Annotated in this window: 15 protein-coding genes and 1 pseudogene; 5 read left to right on the top strand and 11 right to left on the bottom strand. The window is 69.7% G+C overall.

Annotated features, from left to right (window positions below; genetic code table 11):
• Positions 1 to 44: 44 nt before the first annotated feature.
• Positions 45 to 434: a transposase gene (locus IPZ69_RS47810; RefSeq protein ID WP_374293332.1), complete on the bottom strand. Its 390-nt coding sequence runs from the start codon at positions 432 to 434 to the stop codon at positions 45 to 47.
• Here IPZ69_RS47810 and IPZ69_RS17455 point away from each other — a divergent pair.
• The 3 genes from IPZ69_RS17455 to IPZ69_RS17445 all read left to right on the top strand — a co-directional run bounded on the left by IPZ69_RS17455 (position 413) and on the right by IPZ69_RS17445 (position 3,664).
• Entirely contained in the window at positions 413 to 586 is a 174-nt protein-coding gene (locus tag IPZ69_RS17455; RefSeq protein ID WP_235455051.1) for a hypothetical protein, read from the top strand. The genes IPZ69_RS47810 and IPZ69_RS17455 overlap by 22 nt on opposite strands.
• A 361-nt stretch (positions 587 to 947) precedes the next feature.
• Complete coding sequence (locus IPZ69_RS17450; protein ID WP_235455050.1) at positions 948 to 1,424, top strand: hypothetical protein; 477 nt, start codon at positions 948 to 950, stop codon at positions 1,422 to 1,424.
• A 140-nt stretch (positions 1,425 to 1,564) separates the two neighbouring features.
• Positions 1,565 to 3,664, top strand: coding sequence for a tetratricopeptide repeat protein (locus IPZ69_RS17445; protein ID WP_235455049.1), 2,100 nt, complete (start codon positions 1,565 to 1,567; stop codon positions 3,662 to 3,664).
• A 114-nt stretch (positions 3,665 to 3,778) separates the two neighbouring features.
• Here IPZ69_RS17445 and IPZ69_RS17440 read toward each other — a convergent pair whose 3' ends face one another.
• The 9 genes from IPZ69_RS17440 to IPZ69_RS17400 form a co-directional block, all read right to left on the bottom strand.
• A complete protein-coding gene (locus IPZ69_RS17440) occupies positions 3,779 to 4,147 on the bottom strand; it encodes a hypothetical protein (protein WP_235455048.1) in 369 nt (122 codons plus the stop codon).
• Positions 4,148 to 4,246: 99 nt separating this feature from the next.
• On the bottom strand, positions 4,247 to 6,943 hold the full coding sequence (locus IPZ69_RS17435) for a fumarate reductase/succinate dehydrogenase flavoprotein subunit (RefSeq protein WP_235455083.1): 2,697 nt from the start codon (positions 6,941 to 6,943) through the stop codon (positions 4,247 to 4,249).
• Positions 6,944 to 6,999: 56 nt separating this feature from the next.
• Complete coding sequence (locus tag IPZ69_RS17430; RefSeq protein WP_235455047.1) at positions 7,000 to 7,794, bottom strand: ABC transporter ATP-binding protein; 795 nt, start codon at positions 7,792 to 7,794, stop codon at positions 7,000 to 7,002.
• Positions 7,778 to 8,710, bottom strand: coding sequence for an ABC transporter permease (locus tag IPZ69_RS17425; protein WP_235455046.1), 933 nt, complete (start codon positions 8,708 to 8,710; stop codon positions 7,778 to 7,780). The genes IPZ69_RS17430 and IPZ69_RS17425 overlap by 17 nt, the downstream gene beginning before the upstream one ends.
• The gene (locus IPZ69_RS17420) at positions 8,707 to 10,053 is read right to left on the bottom strand and encodes an ABC transporter substrate-binding protein (RefSeq protein ID WP_235455045.1); all 1,347 of its coding nucleotides are present in this window, start codon (positions 10,051 to 10,053) and stop codon (positions 8,707 to 8,709) included. The genes IPZ69_RS17425 and IPZ69_RS17420 overlap by 4 nt, the downstream gene beginning before the upstream one ends.
• A 14-nt stretch (positions 10,054 to 10,067) precedes the next feature.
• Positions 10,068 to 10,295, bottom strand: coding sequence for a 4Fe-4S dicluster domain-containing protein (locus tag IPZ69_RS17415; protein WP_030180763.1), 228 nt, complete (start codon positions 10,293 to 10,295; stop codon positions 10,068 to 10,070).
• 33 nt (positions 10,296 to 10,328) lie between these two features.
• Positions 10,329 to 11,117, bottom strand: a complete 789-nt coding sequence (locus IPZ69_RS17410; RefSeq protein WP_235455044.1) for a GntR family transcriptional regulator — start codon at positions 11,115 to 11,117, stop codon at positions 10,329 to 10,331.
• Between the two features lie 560 nt (positions 11,118 to 11,677).
• Positions 11,678 to 12,670 (bottom strand): DUF6924 domain-containing protein, encoded by a 993-nt coding sequence (locus IPZ69_RS17405; RefSeq protein ID WP_235455043.1) that lies wholly within the window; start codon positions 12,668 to 12,670, stop codon positions 11,678 to 11,680.
• Between the two features lie 100 nt (positions 12,671 to 12,770).
• Entirely contained in the window at positions 12,771 to 13,148 is a 378-nt protein-coding gene (locus tag IPZ69_RS17400; RefSeq protein WP_235455042.1) for a NucA/NucB deoxyribonuclease domain-containing protein, read from the bottom strand.
• A gap of 661 nt (positions 13,149 to 13,809) precedes the next feature.
• Between IPZ69_RS17400 and IPZ69_RS17395 the strand changes: the two genes are divergently transcribed.
• Positions 13,810 to 13,995, top strand: a complete 186-nt coding sequence (locus IPZ69_RS17395; RefSeq protein WP_235455041.1) for a hypothetical protein — start codon at positions 13,810 to 13,812, stop codon at positions 13,993 to 13,995.
• Positions 13,996 to 14,023: 28 nt separating this feature from the next.
• A complete protein-coding gene (locus IPZ69_RS17390; protein WP_235455040.1) occupies positions 14,024 to 14,413 on the top strand; it encodes a hypothetical protein in 390 nt (129 codons plus the stop codon).
• A 12-nt stretch (positions 14,414 to 14,425) separates the two neighbouring features.
• Here IPZ69_RS17390 and IPZ69_RS17385 read toward each other — a convergent pair.
• Positions 14,426 to 15,725: pseudogene (locus tag IPZ69_RS17385) on the bottom strand (IS110 family transposase).
• Positions 15,726 to 15,776: the final 51 nt, after the last annotated feature.

Genomic DNA, 15,776 nt, shown 5'->3' with positions numbered 1-15,776 from the left:
CGGTCAGGACTGAGGTTGATCCCCGGGTGACTCTGCTGGTGAATTCACGGGCCGGTCACGGAGAGTGATGCTTTGAAGCGTGTGAGGCGGGAGATCCAACTTTCTTGGAACCGGGCCTCGTTGAGCCAGGCGGCGACGCGGACGATGTTGAGGGCCATGGCGGTCAGGGCGTGCCCAACGTGGGTGCGAGCCTGGCCGCGGTAGCGAGTGTGGTGGATGTTGCACTGGCGGGAGGCCTGGGCGAAAGTGCCCTCGACGTCGGCCCGTCGGGCGTAGCGTTTCTTCCAGGCGGTGGTGGCCTGCTCGGCGCGAAACCGGGCCGAGGCCGAGAGCGCGGGTGGGGTCGAGGGTGGTGAGCGCCCCTGTGCCGCTACCTCTTGCCGTTCCGTGTCTACAACCTCTGGACGGAGCAGTGGGTGCGCAACAAACCCCATCGCTCGACGCCATTGCGCAGAAATGCGCAGCCCACGGGATCACTGCGCAGCACAACAAGCCCCTCACGACCAACTGCATTACCGAGCAGCCCGTCGACTTCAAGCGGCGTCGGCAGGCACTGATCCGCCACCACCCGCAGTATCAGCAGTGAGGACTCGCGCCCCGCTTGCCACTGCGCACTTGAGAGAAACCGCAGGTCAATCGAGCACTGTGCAGCCATGACCCATTGCGCAGCCGGTGCGCACAGCAATGTGTGCTCTGCGCACCCCCTGTCGAGACAGGAGGACCATGCGCGCCTTGCGCATTGCCCCCGACACCACCGTCACGGAAATCGACCTGCCCGGTTTTGTCCACGAGTTTGGGAAGTACCCCGGTACTTGCGCTCGGCTACCTCGCGCGCTCGCGCATCGCGTGACGAAGGTACTCCGAGGCGACCGTCCGATACGCCCCTGCAGGGCATCCCATTCGGCGTTAGGGTTTTAAGAGAGGCCGTCCAGGTGAGGAGGCCGGAGATGCTGGTGGAGACGCTGGCGGCCCTGGCTGTGGCTGGCGGTGGTGCGGTGGTGCAGGCTGCGGGGACTGATGCGTGGGCCGGGTTTCGGCAGGCGATTGCGCGCTGGTTTGGGCGGGGTGACGCTGAGCGTGAGCGGGCGGAGCTGGAGCGGCTGGATCAGACCGCGACCGCGTTGCAGACCACCGACCCGGTCCAGGCGGAGCGGGCGCGAGACAGCCAGGAGGAATTCTGGCAGGCCCGTATTGAGGCGATGCTGGAGAACTTGGGCGAGGGGGAGCGCGGCCCGGCAGCCGACCAGCTGCGTGCCCTGCTGGCCCAGCACGTCGGTGACGTCCGAGTGGCGGCCGGGCCGGGCGGGGTGGCCGCTGGCGGCAACATGGACGTCCATGCGGAGGACGGCTCCATCGCAGCCGGGGTCATTCACGGGGGCGCGCACATCGGCCCCCCTCCGACGCCGGATCCGCCCAAGGACTGAGCGGACCGGCAAGCCCCAGCCCGCTCTCCAACCCGGCACCTGGCTTCCTTCGTGCACCAGGGAGTATCACCGCCAGCGATCACAGTCTCGCAGTCGGTCGGGCTGGCAAGGTCGAGTTTCACGCCGCACCGCGTCCCCCGGTGACCTGGCCGCACCAGGTCGGCGTCCTGCCCCGAGAAGCCGACTGCTTCCAGGACCGTGCCACCGCCCGAGAGCTGAGTTACGGGGTAGGCAGGGACGGGACCGAAGTGCCCTGCCAGGTATTGGCCGGCCTCGGCGGAGTCGGCAAGACCCAGCTCGCCGCCCACCACGCCCGCACCCTGTGGCAGACCGGGCAACTGGACCTGCTGGTATGGGTCACCGCAGCCAACCGTGACGCGGTCGTCACCGGCTACGCCCAAGCCGCAGCCGAGATTCTCGGCGCGGACCCCGCTGGCCCGGAGCCCGCCGCACGCGCGTTCCTGGCCTGGTTGGAGCCCAAGCCCGCCACCAAGCGCCGCTGGCTGGTCGTGCTTGACGACCTCGCCGACCCCGCCGACCTGCGCAACCTATGGCCCCCCGCCAGCCCCCACGGCCGCACCTTGGTCACCACCCGCCGCCGCGATGCAGCCCTGACCGGACGCTGCCGACGACTGGTGACGATGGGCCTGTTCACCACAGACGAGGCAGCCGCCTACCTCACCACCGCCCTGGCCGCGCACGACCGCCACGAGCCCGCCGACCACCTCCTCGGGCTTGCCGACGACCTCGGCCACCTGCCGCTGGCACTGTCCCAGGCCGTTGCCTACCTCACCGACGTCGACCTGGACTGTGCCACCTACCGGCGCCGGCTCTCCGACCGTGCGCGCACCCTCTCCGACGCGCTGCCCGACCCTTCCGGGCTGCCCGATGACCAGGCGACCACCGTCGCCGCAGCATGGTCCCTGTCCATCGAGTGCGCAGACCACCTTCCGCCAGCGGGGCTTGCCCGCCCCATGCTGCAGCTCGCCTCGATGCTCGACCCCAACGGCATCCCCGCCGCGGTCCTGACCAGTCGGCCAGCGTTGGGCCACCTCGCCCAGCACCGCAATGCTGTCCCAGAACAGACAGATTCTGGAGAGATCACGGCCCCAGACGCCGCACAGGCGCTGCGTGCGCTGCACCGCCTCAGCCTGATCGACCACACACCCGACAGCCCACACCACACCGTCCGCGTGCACCAGCTCCTCCAACGTGCCATCCACGACCCCCTCCCCGCAGGCCAGCACGACCAGCTCGCCCGGACGGCTGCCGACGCCCTGATCGCCGCCTGGCCCGAAGTCGAACGCGATACCGCCCTTGCCCAAGCTCTGCGCGCCAGCACCGAGGCGCTCACCCTCCACGCCGAGGGCGCCCTCTACCAGCCTGATGTCCACCCCGTCCTCATCCGCACCGGTCTGAGCCTCGGTGAGGCCGGCCAGGTCGCGGCCGCCCTGCAACACATCCAGCACGTGGCCAGCGCCGTGCAGTACCACCTCAGTCCCGACCACCCCGACGCCCTCACCACCCGGTGTCACCTCGGCTCCTGGCAGGGAGCGGCGGGGGATGCGGCTGGGGCCGCCACGGCCTTTGAGGAGCTGCTCGCGGACCGGGTGCGGGTGCTGGGGCCCGACCACCCCCAAACCCTGATCACTCGGGGCAACCTCGCCTTCTTGCGGGGGGAGGCGGGGGATGCGGCAGGAGCGGCCACGGCCTTTGAGGAATTGCTCGCGGACCGGGTGAGGGTGCTGGGGCCCGACCACCCCGACACCCTCGCAACGCGGGGCAACCTCGGCTGCTGGCAGGGGGCGGCGGGGGATGCGGCTGGAGCCGCCACGGCTTTTGAGGAACTGCTTGCGGATCTGGAGCGCGTACTGGGGCCCGACCACCCCGATGCCCTCTCCACGCGGGGCAACCTCGCCTACTGGCGGGGAGAGGCGGGGGATGCGGCTGGGGCTGCCACGGCTTTTCAGGAGCTGGTCGCGGATCTGGAACGTGTACTGGGGCCCGACCACCCCGCCGCCCTTTCCACGCGGGGCAACCTCGCCTACTGGCGTAGGGAGGCGGGGGATGCGGCTGGGGCCGCCACGGCCTTTGAGGAGCTGGTCGCGGATCTGGAACGCGTACTGGGGCCCGACCACCCCGACACCCTCGGCACCAGGAACAACCTCGCCTACTGGCGAGGGCGGCGGCGGTGGCGGCTGATCACCAATCGGATTAGGTCCGTCGTTCGCGGCGAGTGACACGGTTCTTACCGGCACGACGGCCGTGAGTTCAGCGCGACTCAAGGACCTTCACCAGGAGCCCACGGTGTCTTCGACAGGCAGGCTCGAAAGTGCGGTCGGTTCGCCGCCACCCTACTCGGGAGGAGACGGTTGCGCCGGGTCGATCCGGCCCGGCTGATAAGGACTGAGTTCGGAGAGAGTTCCTTCGGTTCCTCGGTCGGGGAAACGGGTGCGGTTCGCCGCAGGGCAGCGGATGTGGTGCGGATCGAGGAGATTGACCAGTTCAACAAGCTGGTGTTGCAGCCGGAGCAGACGGTCCGTCGCGTCATCGGGTTCGCGGGCTGCCGCATCGATGTGGTCGAGTTGTCGGCGCCGGTCGGGCCGCGCACCGCCCCGTTCGACCTGACCAGCCCCACCGCGCCCGGCGTGACCGAGACCTACACCACCTGCAAGCAGCTCTCGGACGAGCACGTGGACGCCGGGGTCTATTGCGGTGTCCACACCGGTCGGCCGATGAGTCGGCGATCACGCTCGACAGGAGCGTGGCCCGGCACGTCCGGCGGAATACGGGACGCTTCCTGGCCGCACGGTAGGTCGCGGTCACAGTGCCCGCGCCGCATAGGCCCTGACGTCCGCGTCCCGGTCCGTCGTCGCGGTGGCCAGGGCGGCTCGGGCGTCCTCGATGTCACGGTGCCGGGTCAGGGCCAGGACGGCTGCCTTGCGGACGTCGGCGTTCAGGTCGGTGAGGGCCTTGGCGAGGGCCGGCACGGCCAGGTCGGAGTCTGCGACGGACAGAGCGGTGGCGGCGCCGGCCCGTACCTGCCAGGCCAGGTCTGACAGGGCGGCCTCGGCGCGTGTGGCCAGGGCGGCTGGGCAGCCCGTCGTGCCCAGAGCCTCGTAGGCGGCCCCGCGCACCAGGGCGTCGGGATCGTCGACGAGCGCGGCGAGGGCCGAGCAGGCCATGTCCGAGCCTGTGCCCAGGGTGGCCAGGGCCTTGGCGATCGTGACGCGGACCTCGCGGGACGGATCGACGGCCGCCGCGCGGGCCAGCTCTGCGGTGGCGTCGACCGACACGAGCGCACGCACGGCCGCGATGCGTACGGCGGTGTCGGAGTCCGACAGGGAGTGCGCGAACAGCTCGGCGTCACCAAGCCGTAGGGCACGCAGCACGTCCAGTGTGGCGGCACGGACGGCGGGGTCGGCCTCGGACAGGGCGGCGGCGAGGCCGTCGCGCAGGGCCGGCTCCGGGACCAGCGTCTCGACCAGTTCGCGCAGTGAGGCGACCGCGGCGGCGCGGACGCCGGCGTCGGTGTCGGTGAGCGCCGCGGCCAGTGCCGGTCCGGTGCCCGGCGGCACGCTCTCCGTCAGGACCGTGACGGCCGTCCGGCGCACGCTGGGCTCGGGGTCCGTCAAGTAGCCGGCGAGCACGGAGAGATCAGGGTTGTCCTCCGCGAGAGAGAGGAGTTCGAGCAGGCGAGGTGTGGCCGGCGCGTCCGCTTCGGCACGGGGCCGGGCGGCTGTGTCGGCCATGGTGAGTTCCTGCCGCGGCGCCACCGGCGCCGCTTCCCTGGCCCCTGCCGTCGCCACATGTTCCGGGTGGATCTCGCCGAGGTGCCGGGAGGGGCCGCCGGTCGGGGTGAAGCCGTCGACCGGGACCAGGTAGGGAGCGACGGGACGGGCCGTGAACTGCATTGCGCCGGAGGGGGACTTGTACAGGTCGAGGTGGTGGAACCAGGACGTGTCGTCGCGCCGTGGGTGGTCGATGCGGTCGTGGTAGAGGCCCCAGCGAGACTCCGTGCGGGCCAGCGATGCGCGTGCGGCCATCTCCGCGCAGTCGCGGATGAAGGTGACCTCGGCGCAGCGCATGAGTTCGTGCGGTGTGCGGGCGCCCATCGCGGCGATGTCGGTGTGCATCCGCTCGAAGGCCTCCAGGGCGAGGGAGAGACGGGCGCCGGATTTCGGCGGGGCGACGTAGTCGTTGACGAAGCGGCGCAGTTTGTACTCGACCTGGGTCTGAGGCGGGCCGTCCGGGTTGCGCAGCGGGCGGTAGATCAGCTCGTGCGCCTCGCGGAGCTGTTCGGCGGGCAACTCCCCTTCGTACGCCTCGTACTGGGCGGCGTCCGCGCCCGCGAGGTCACCGAAGACGAACGCGCCGATCATGTAGTTGTGTGGTACGCAGGCAAGGTCCCCGGCCGCGTACAACCGGGGGACGGTCGTGCGGGCGTGGTCGTCGACCCGTACGCCCGAGGCGGAGTGGCCGCCGCACAAGCCGATTTCGGAGATGTGCATCTCGACGTCGTGGGTGCGGTAGTCGTGCCCGCGGCCGGAGTGGAAGGAGCCGCGGGTCGGGCGCTCGGTGGAGTGCAGGATCGACTCCAGCGCGGAGATCGACTCCTCCGGGAGGTGGCTCAGCTTCAGGTACACCGGGCCGCGGTCGCTGGCCACCTCCGCCGCGAACTCGGCCATCATCTGCCCCGACCAGTAGTCGGAGTCGACGAAGCGTTCGCCGTGCCGGTTGACCTGGTAGCCGCCGAAGGGGTTGGCGACGTAGGCGCAGGCGGGGCCGTTGTAGTCCTTGATCAGTGGGTTGATCTGGAAGCACTCGATGCCGGTGAGTTCGGCGCCCGCGTGGTAGGCCATGGCGTAGCCGTCGCCCGCGTTGGTGGGGTTCTCGTAGGTGCCGTAGAGGTAGCCGGAGGCGGGCAGTCCGAGGCGGCCGCAGGCGCCGGTCGCCAGGATCACGGCGCCCGCGCGGATGGTGACGAAGGCGCCCGTGCGGGTGTGAAAGCCCACCGCTCCGACGGCCCGTCCCTCCGTCGTCAGCACGCGCACCGGCATCACCCGGTTCTCGATCCGGATCCGCTCCCGCATCTCACGCCGCCGCAGCTGCCGGTACAGGACCTTCTTGACGTCCTTGCCCTCCGGCATCGGCAGCACGTAGGAGCCGGAGCGGTGGACCTGGCGGACCGCGTAGTCGCCGTGTTCGTCCTTCTCGAACTTCACGCCGTACGACTCCAGGCGCCGCACCATGGCGAAGCCGCGCGTGGCGGTCTGGCGGACGGTGGACTGGTCGACGATGCCGTCGTTGGCACGGGTGATCTCGGCGACGTAGTCGTCGGGCTCGGCACGGCCGGGGATGACCGCGTTGTTGACGCCGTCCATGCCCATGGCGAGTGCGCCGGAGTGACGTACGTGGGCCTTCTCCAGAAGGAGCACGCTCGCGCCGTGCTCGGCTGCGGTGAGCGCGGCCATGGTGCCGGCGGTGCCGCCGCCGACGACGAGGACGTCGCAGCTCATCTCATCGGCGCCGGTGAGGGCCGGGATCTGCAGGGGGGTGTCCACCGGGGTGCCTTTCAAGATCCGAGTGACGTGAGGACTTCGCGCCGCAGGGCGATGCGCGCCGGATTGTCATGGGCGGCGCGCTCGCGTGGGCGCGGCACTTCTCGTACGGAGATGAGGCGGCCTGCGCCGAGCAGGGCCACGCGGTCGCCGAGGAACAGGGCCTCGTCCACGTCGTGGGTGACGAAGACGACGGTCGCGCCCGTGCCGTGCAGCACCTCGACCAGCAGATCCTGCATGCCGGCGCGGGTCTGGGCGTCGAGCGCGCCGAACGGCTCGTCCATGAGGACGGCGTGGGGCGCTCCCGCGAGGGCGCGGGCCAACTGGGCGCGCTGACGCTGGCCGCCGGAAACACGGTGCGGCAACTGCCGGGCCTGCTCGGCGAGTCCGACCCGGGCCAGCCACGCCTCCGCCTGAGTGCGGCGGTTCGGGCGCGACAACCCGCGTATGGCCAGCGGGAGTTCCACGTTGGCGCGCAGGGTGCGCCAGGGGAGGAGGGCGTCCTCCTGGAAGACCAGGGCGCGTTCGGCGGTGGGGCCGGCCAGGGACTGCCCGTCCTGGCTGATCTTTCCGGCGAGCGGGGGCAGCAGGCCCGCCAGGGTGCGCAGCAGGGTCGACTTGCCGCAGCCGGACCGACCGACGACGGTGAGGATCTCGCCCGGCGTGATGTCCAGGTCGACGCCCTCCAGGACGGAGGCGTCGGGGCGGCCGAGCGTGGCGGCGTGGAGGGTGAGCCGGGTGCCGCGTACGGGGGACGGAGCGTTGTCCACCGTACGGAGGTCGGGCTTGGTGTCAGACGAGGTGCTCATCTCGTGCCTCCTCGGTGTCGGAGGGCTGGTCGGTGTGCGCGGCGGTGGGGGCCTGCCGGGCGGGCACGGGCGCGCGCGGTGCCGCCGGCCGGGCTCCGGGGACGTACGACGTACGCGGCAGCCACCGGGTCAGGCGTCGGCCCAGGAGTTCCACCGCGGTGGAGGTGAGCCAGCCCAGGACGCCGATCGTGACCATTCCGACGAAGACGCCGGGGTAGTTGACGATCGTGTAGTCCTGCCAGGTGCGGTAGCCGACACCGTACTGGCCGGAGATCATCTCGGCGGAGATCACACAGATCCACGAGACACCGAGGCCGACCGACAGGCCGCCGAAGATGCCGGGCAGTGCGCCCGGAAGGACGACCGAGCCGAGAATCCGCCACTGGCCGCCGCCCATCGTGAGCACGGCCTCCTCCCACACGGGGGTCAGCGCGCGGACGGCGTGCCGGGTGGAGACCAGGATCGGGAAGAAGGCGGCGGTGAAGGTGATGAAGACGATGCCCTGTTCGTTGGAGGGGAAGAGGAGGATCGCGACGGGGACCAGGGCGATCGCCGGGATCGGGCGGACCACTTCCAGCAGCGGGCCCAGCAGGTCCTCGGCGAGCCGGGAACGGGCCACGAGCACGCCCACCGCTACGCCCACCACCGCAGCCAGCAGGAAGCCGGTGAGGATGCGGGTGAGGCTGTCGGTGAGGTCCGTCCAGTAGTCCGCCCCCAAGAGGCGGTCGGCGAAGGCGTGGGCGACGTCGGTGACCGTGGGGAACTGCGAGAAGCGCAGCCACAGGTCGACGTCCAGGCCGGTCAGGAGCTGCCAGAGGCCGAGGGCGGCCGCGAGGGCGGCGACCCGCAGCGCATACCGGCCGATCGGCGGGAACGGTCGACGGTACCGGCCCGCTCGCGGCGCGGACCGGCTCATGCGGCACGCTCCAGCGCGTCGGCGTAGGTGATGACGCGGGAGCCGCCGTGCGCGGAGACGTACGCCTGCGCCGTCGCCGGGGCGACGAACGGCAGGAACTGGTCTCCGTCGGCCACCCACACCGCCTTGTCCGCGAACCACACGGTGCCGGTAGTGGCGTCGGGGACGTAGGCGGCGCGGATGCCGTCGCGGTGGGCGACCACGTACCTCAGGAGCTCCGCAGGGGACTTGAAGGCCTTGGTCTCCTCGGCGCCCTCCGGCCATGCCTCGCTCGCGGCAGCCGGGGGAGTAGCGGCGAGCTGCTTGGCGTACGACGCCCCGAGAGCCTTCTTCACGTACTGGTCGTCGACGAAGGCGTCCACGTCCACATCACCGGTCAGCTTTGCCGCCTTCAGGACCGACACGTCCTGCTTGAGCGCGGAGACGAGCTGCGGCTTGACGGCCGGGTCGAAGGTGGAGATGCCGTGGGCGCCGTTGTAGAGGTAGACGACCTCGGCGGGCAGGCCGGTGGCCTTCGCGACGTTCTCGGCGGCGGTCACGGGATGGGCGTTGAGGTAGTCGGTCGCCTCTGCCTGGGCCTTCAGGAAGGCCTTCAGCACGGCAGGGCTCTTCTTCGCGAAGTCTTCGCGGGCGGTGACGCCGTGAAAGGTGGGCAGGTTCAGCTGGGCGCCGTCGTACAGGGCCTTCGCCTTGCCCTGGTAGGCGAGCAGACCGGGCCAGGCGACGAACTGCGAGAGTGCGTCCGTGCTGCCCGCCGCCAGGGCCGACGCGCCGACGGCGGGCTGCTGGTTGAGCTTCTCGACGCCGTCGTTCGGATCGATGCCGCTGCGTTGCAGGGCTCGTACGAGTGTGCCGTCTGCGGCGGAGCCGACGCTCGTGGAGACCTTCTTGCCCTTCAGGTCCTTCAGGGAGGTGAGCTTGGAGTCGGGGGCCGTGACGATGGTGTTGAGGCCGCCGCGGAGGTTGTAGCCGGTGACGGAGACCAGGCGGGTGGGGCGGTTCAGCTGCTTGCCGCGGGCGGCGTTGATGAGCAGGGGGAAGTCGCCCATCGAGCCGATGTCGATCTTCCCGGCGGTCATCTGCGCGGTGATGGGGGCGCCGGTGGCGTAGTCCTGCCAGTCGACCTTGTACGTGCGGCCGTCGCCGAGGGAGTTCAGCTCCTTCTCGAAGTAGCCGAGGGAGCGCAGGAGCGTTCCCGCGGTGACGGTGTTGATGGTCTTGGACTGGTAGCCGACGGTGACCGTGACGGTGGAGCCGGCACCTCCGGCCGCGGCGTTGCCGCCGCAGGCAGTGAGCGGCGCGAGGAGCAGGGCGGCGGCTGTGGCGACTGCTGTGCGTTTCATAGGGGTGTGGCCTTTCACCGGAGCAGGTAGGGCATGTTGACCGTGACGGCTCCGGTGGGACAGCGGGCCGCGCACGGGCCGCAGTACCAGCACTCGTCGACGTGCATGTACGCCTTGCCGGTGCTGTCGTCGATGGCGAGGGAGTCCAGCGGGCACATGTCCACGCAGAGCGTGCAGCCGTCGATGCACTTCGACTCGTCGATGGTCACGGGCACGTCGGCCCGCTGGGGCGCCAAGGGCATGGCTGTCTCCGGGAATGTGCGTGAGAGGGGTGTTTACAGGGACCGGTGCAGCAGACCGCTCATCGAGATACGGTCGCCGCGGAAGCGGATGAACTCCAGGTCGACGGGCCGCCCGTCGGCGAGGTACGTGAGGCGTTCCAGCATCAGGACGGCCGCACCGCGCGGTGCCTGCAGTACGGCGGCGGAGTGGGCGTCCGCGTTGACCGCCTCGAGGCTGATCTCGGCGTGACCGAGGCGCCGGCCCGTGAGGGACTCCAGGAGCCGGAAGATGTCGGTGTTCTCCAGGTCCTCGCCGAGCAGGGCGGTGCCGAGGTCCAGGGGAACGTAGGTGAGGTCGAGGGACAGGGGAAGGCCGTTCAGCCGGCGCAGACGTTCGATGTAGAGGACGTCGGTGCCGGGTGGGAGGCGCAGGCGGTCGGCCACCGGGGCCGGGGCGGGGACGGGGCCCACGGTGCGCACCTCGTTGGTGACACGGCCGTGTTCGCGCAGGGTTTCCGCGAGGCCCATCAGGCGGTCGAGTCCGTGGGGGTACTTCTGGGCCACGACGACCGTGCCGACGCCGGGGAGGCGTTCCACCAGGCCCTCGGCGCGCAGAAGGTCGAGGGCCTGGCGAACGGTGTTGCGGGAGGCGCTGTAGTCCGTGGCGAGGGTCGTCTCGTGAGGAAGCGCGCCGTCGGGGAACCCCCCGGCCAGGAGCTGGTGGCGGAGCAGGTCGGCGAGCTGGCGTGCCCGGTCCGCACGCAGCCGCCGCCGCGCGCGGTGGGCGGCGACGGTGGTCGCGCCCTGGCCGGCGTGGTCTCGGACGCGGTCGGTGGCTGACATGCTTCGGACCATACCTATCTGGTAGGGAAAGCGGTGTTGCTGAAGTGTTGCGCCACCTGACACATGACCAGATGTCCGCCTGACCTGGGATTTCGTCGGACGAGCGGGAAGATCTGCCAGCGCCGGGGTCTACGGCTCGCGAAACCCCACGAAGCGCTTCGCGCGAGATTCGCGAAGGCGATTCTCGCTACGCGCCTCGACGCGGGCAGGGCCCGCCGCCTCCTGTACGGCCCCTCAGTGAGGCGGCAAAGGACGCGGAGATGCGCGTGTCGCGGTACGAGAACGCGGTGCTGCGCCGCCATTTGGCCCCCCGGTCCGCTGTGAACCCGCGGACCGGTTCAGGTGTCGTCGGCATTCCAGAATCGACGGACGGTGACGGGGACGCCCAGCGCTACCCCCAGGTCCGCTATGCGCTGCTTGGCGGCCGAGAGGTCGTGGGTGAGGGCGGAGCACAAGCGGTAGGCAGCCCACTGTCACGGGTGCCCGTCAGACGGGCAGCAGCCCGGGCAGCCAGCGAGTCTCAACGCTTCCGGTCCATCCCCTATCGCGCCCCTTCCCGCCTATGCGCCTTCGGCGGGTTCTCGGTAGATGCCGTCGTCACCTGCGTCCCGGGACCACTCGCCGAAGTCGGTGTTTCCCAGGTCCATGTTCACCACGAAGCTCTCCAGGTACTCCCGTGGGATACGGAAGGACGGCGCGGGTTGACCGGGTGGGTTGTCGACGGCGAGCAGCGGCAGGTCGGGGGAGGCGAAGGCTTGCTGATCGGCGATGAAAAGGACGGTGTGGTGGGGCCAGTCGTCCTCGTCACGGCCGATCAAGGTGCGCAACTGGTCTTCGGTCAGGCCGTCGTAGGCGGTGTCGTCGATGGGTGTGACGTCGATGCCGCCGCCGTCCTCGGAGCCGTTGTCGATCAAGTCCTGCAGGCGGTGCCACGCCTGGGGTGCGGTGAAGCAGGTGCGGACGAGGACGATCCCGCCGCCCTCGGAATGGATTGTGGGGGCGTCGACGGCCGGCTGGTAGGGCGAGGTGCTGGGGCCGGTGTAGTCGGCTGCGGGAAGGGTGGTGTGGTTGCTGCTCTTGTGGATCTGCTCGGGGGCAGTGGGGGCCTTCCACACCTGGACGAGATATGTCTCGGAGGGAGGGCGGGCCTTGGAGGGCCGGGGCTGGCGGGGCAGGGCGGCGTTCTTGGCGTCGGCACGGCCCCGTGCGTGGGTGCGGATCCGGTAGGTTCCGGCGCCGTCGAATGCGAGGTTGGTGGTGAATGCTTTGTCATAGCTGGCGACGAAGGCCTGGCCGCGGGTGAAATCGGCGGAGATGTCGAGGACGTCGTCCCAGCCGTCCGTGTCCAGTGCGGGCTGTTCGGCGTGGATCTCGACGGTGATGCGGAGATAGCCGCGTTCGAAGCCGGTCAGGATGGTGCCGAAGTCCTTGTGGAAGCCGATGAGGGTGTTGGTGATGCCGGAGTGCTCGGGAAACTCGATGACGCCCTGGAGCATGGGGTCGATCAGTAGATCATGGTCTTCGACGTAGAGGTCCTTGGTCTCGGTGGTCACGCCGTCTTCAACTCCGTCTCGCCTTCCCCGTGTACGGCGCTGGGTGCTGCTCCCAATCGGTTGGGGGCAGCACCCAGATCATCGATGCGCTACGGCAGTCCTACTTGATGTGGACATAGTAGGCGTCGCTGTTGAGGACTCGCTGGCTCTTGTAGCAGCTGCCCAGCAGCGCGTCGGCGGTGCGGTTGTCGCCGGCCGAGATGACGCGGATGCTCCCGCGACGGGGGTTGCCGCCTTCCTTGGTGGCTGCAAAGGGGTACTCGTCACAGTCCTTGCCCGAGGGGGCGTGCGACCGACCGCACATGGCGCTGCGGTGCTTGCTGATGGTTCTCTCGTCGGTGATGCGGTGCAGCGGCGTGGAAGCGCCCGGGTGCCCGGTGATGGCCCGCTGGGCGTCGGCGATATGGGTGGCGGACTCGTTCACCTTGGGGTCGGTGTGGGAGAGGCTGAAGGTGGGGGCGAAGCCGGGAAGGCGCATCCCGCCTTCTTCAGACGCGTCCGGTTGTCCCGTGACCAGAAGGTGTCGTCGCAGCGGAACTTGGCGGAGTTGTGGCTCTGCACCGCAGGCTGGCGGAAGTAGACGATCCGGTGGCCCAGGAGAGCTTGATCCTGGCGATCGCCCAACTCGGCCGCGAACACAGGAAGAACACGCTCCCGCGTGGGCCTGGGGTCTGTGGTCAGATCCAGGCCGACCGCCCGAGGTCCGCAGCGGTGCCGGCCTCGCCTGGCTGTGCCTGGTCGACGACCCCGTTCCCAACGAGCTCCGCACCCTCCTGACCGACCCGAGCACCGATCAACGCAGCGCCCTACTTCAGCGGGTGCCATGGCTTTCATCGGTCGACTCCAACAGCGGACTGCGCCGCTGCACCCACGAAATGCTCACGCCGAATATCCCCTGGACTGGCGCTTGCCGGCCCGCCGCTCGGAGGGCGGATGACCAGCATGGAGATGTCAGTAAGCCGGCTTCGACCTGCTCGGCGCGGGCTCGGGTGCTGGCGAGGCGGTAGACACCTCACGGTGCCAAGCGGTCAAGCCGGTGTCGTGGGAGGCCGGTGTAGCCTTCTGCCTGTTCGATTTCAGGCAGAGGCTGGGATGTGATGCACGTAGCGCGGGTCATGGAGTCGTTGGCGGAGCAGGGTGTGACGGTGTTGTTCAAGGTCGACGCCGAGCGCATGCGCGATGGGACGCAGCCCTGGACCTTCGTCGCGAGCGGGGCTCCGTTTCGGGGTGATCTCCTGGTCCGCACGGACGCCGTCTCTCTGGAGGCGTGCCTGGATGTCTGCCTTCCGCGACTTCGTGAGCTTGGCCTGGTGATTCCCGATTGACGGCGCGGCCCAGAGCGGGCAACGAGCCGTGATAGAGCTTCCCGAAGGGTCATGGTGGGACTGGGACATCGTCGCCTGGGACTCCGGGCGGTTGCGTCTGGGCGCCGGGCACGACATCTCGTATGCCCACCGCCTGGAGCTGGTGTTCAGCGACCCGGTCTTCGTCACGTGCCCGGCCGCCTTCCAGGACCCGGTGTTCCGTGCGCCAACGCCTGAGGTCCGACTCGTTGCCCGGCAGATCGGTGAGACACCTCCCGTACTGATTGCCTTCGAGGCCGATGCGGGCGGGCCGAGTCTAGCCTCGGGCCTGGTCGCGGCCGGGCAGCTCGACATCGTCCTCGGAACCGTCTTCCGGTACTGGCGCGAGAATCTGGCAGTCGGGGAACGGCTGGCTCCCTGGGTGAAACCTCCGGTTTGATCGGTCCTCGGCCTATGCGGCCGCCGCACCGAGGGCTTCGCCCGAAGGCGGGAAGGCAGCGAGTTCGTCGAACAGGCGGCGGTTCTTGAGGCAGTGGTAGAGCTGGCCGAGCAGCCGGTTGAAGAGATTGCGCTGGGCGGCGGCGTGCCAGTCGGAGTGCTCGTCGCGTCGGCGCCGGTAGTGGGCTTTGGCTCCGATGGAGGCCGTCAGGGAGGCGAAAGCCCAAAGATATGCCGCATGGTTGAAAAGATATGACGCATGGTTGAGACGGTCGTTCTTCACCCAGCGCCGGGTGATGCTCGACTTCTTCGCGGTGGCCCGGGTGATGGGTGAGGCGCCGGCGTAGGCCTTCAGGCCACGGACGTCGGCGAACCGGGCGCGATCGTCTCCGATCTCAGCAAGCACACGGGCACCGAGCTGGGTGCCGAGGCCTGGAAGCTGAGGATGATCTCCGCGTCAGGATGCTGCGAGAAGGCCTCCTCCACCGCCTGTGCGAGTTCGTCCGCGGCGGCGCAGGCGGCCATGAACTGGTCCAGGAGAGCGAGCATTTGCCTGCCCAGCGCGTCCTCGACCAGAGGCGGCTGGTGGGCCCAGTCCGGGCGGAATGCCTCGCGGAGCCGCTCGGCTTCGGCTTCGATACCGCGCTTGCGGCCGGCTCGTTTGAGCGCGGCCGTGATCTGCGGGCGCGTCGGAGGGGCGGCCCTGGTCGGCGTGGGGACCAGCTTGAGGAGCTCACGGACCTCCGGGCGGCACAGACCCTTGTCCCAACTGGCGCAAGCCGCTAACACGGCTGGGTTGTACTCGCGCAGCAGGGAGCGAAGCTGGTTGGCGAGCTGCTGTCGATTCCAGACGGCGTCCTGCTGGGCCCGAGCCAGGACCGCGGGACCAGGTCGCTGTCATCGGGCAGGGGTCGGTGGGCATGTATGTCGATGCGGAGGATGTTCGCCAGGACGAGAGCTTCGCCAGGGTCGGACTTCTTGCGGGAGACGGCGTGCCGGTCGGGGTATCGGGCGGCGGCCAACGGGTTGATCGCGAACACCTGCCGCTTCCCAATCCGCAGCGCGGGTACGAGCAGGCCGCGACTGGTCTCGATCGCCACCGGAATCGGGTTCTCCTCGGTGTCTCCGTACTCGGCGAGCAGGTCCAGCAGGACCTTGTAGCCGGCCGCGTCGTCGGTGATGTGCCGCCTGGCCATCAGTGTGCCGACATCGTCGACCAGGGCGACGTCGGGGGTTCGTTCCGCCCAGTCGATCCCGCAGTAGATCAAGATGTCCTCCCGAATGTCCCGGTGTTGAGTTGGTCGCGAGCACATGCGGGCCGCGCAGCGACCTAATTCCAGGACTCAACCAACTGGCTGGTCCGC

This window comes from Streptomyces olivochromogenes (genome assembly GCF_021538895.1).
Taxonomy (GTDB): Bacteria; Actinomycetota; Actinomycetes; order Streptomycetales; family Streptomycetaceae; genus Streptomyces; species Streptomyces olivochromogenes_A.
Note: the sequence above shows the minus strand (reverse complement) of the source record. Positions and strands in the feature narration are given on the sequence as shown.

Excerpts from the sequence above, each read along its gene's own strand:
- IPZ69_RS47810 (WP_374293332.1), bottom strand. The coding sequence starts at position 434 with ATGGGGTTTGTTGCGCACCCACTGCTCCGTCCAGAGGTTGTAGACACG.
- IPZ69_RS17450 (WP_235455050.1), top strand. The coding sequence starts at position 948 with ATGCTGGTGGAGACGCTGGCGGCCCTGGCTGTGGCTGGCGGTGGTGCG.
- IPZ69_RS17435 (WP_235455083.1), bottom strand. The coding sequence starts at position 6,943 with ATGAGCTGCGACGTCCTCGTCGTCGGCGGCGGCACCGCCGGCACCATG.
- IPZ69_RS17430 (WP_235455047.1), bottom strand. The coding sequence starts at position 7,794 with ATGAGCACCTCGTCTGACACCAAGCCCGACCTCCGTACGGTGGACAAC.
- IPZ69_RS17425 (WP_235455046.1), bottom strand. The coding sequence starts at position 8,710 with ATGAGCCGGTCCGCGCCGCGAGCGGGCCGGTACCGTCGACCGTTCCCG.
- IPZ69_RS17420 (WP_235455045.1), bottom strand. The coding sequence starts at position 10,053 with ATGAAACGCACAGCAGTCGCCACAGCCGCCGCCCTGCTCCTCGCGCCG.
- IPZ69_RS17415 (WP_030180763.1), bottom strand. The coding sequence starts at position 10,295 with ATGCCCTTGGCGCCCCAGCGGGCCGACGTGCCCGTGACCATCGACGAG.
- IPZ69_RS17410 (WP_235455044.1), bottom strand. The coding sequence starts at position 11,117 with ATGTCAGCCACCGACCGCGTCCGAGACCACGCCGGCCAGGGCGCGACC.
- IPZ69_RS17400 (WP_235455042.1), bottom strand. The coding sequence starts at position 13,148 with ATGCGCCTTCCCGGCTTCGCCCCCACCTTCAGCCTCTCCCACACCGAC.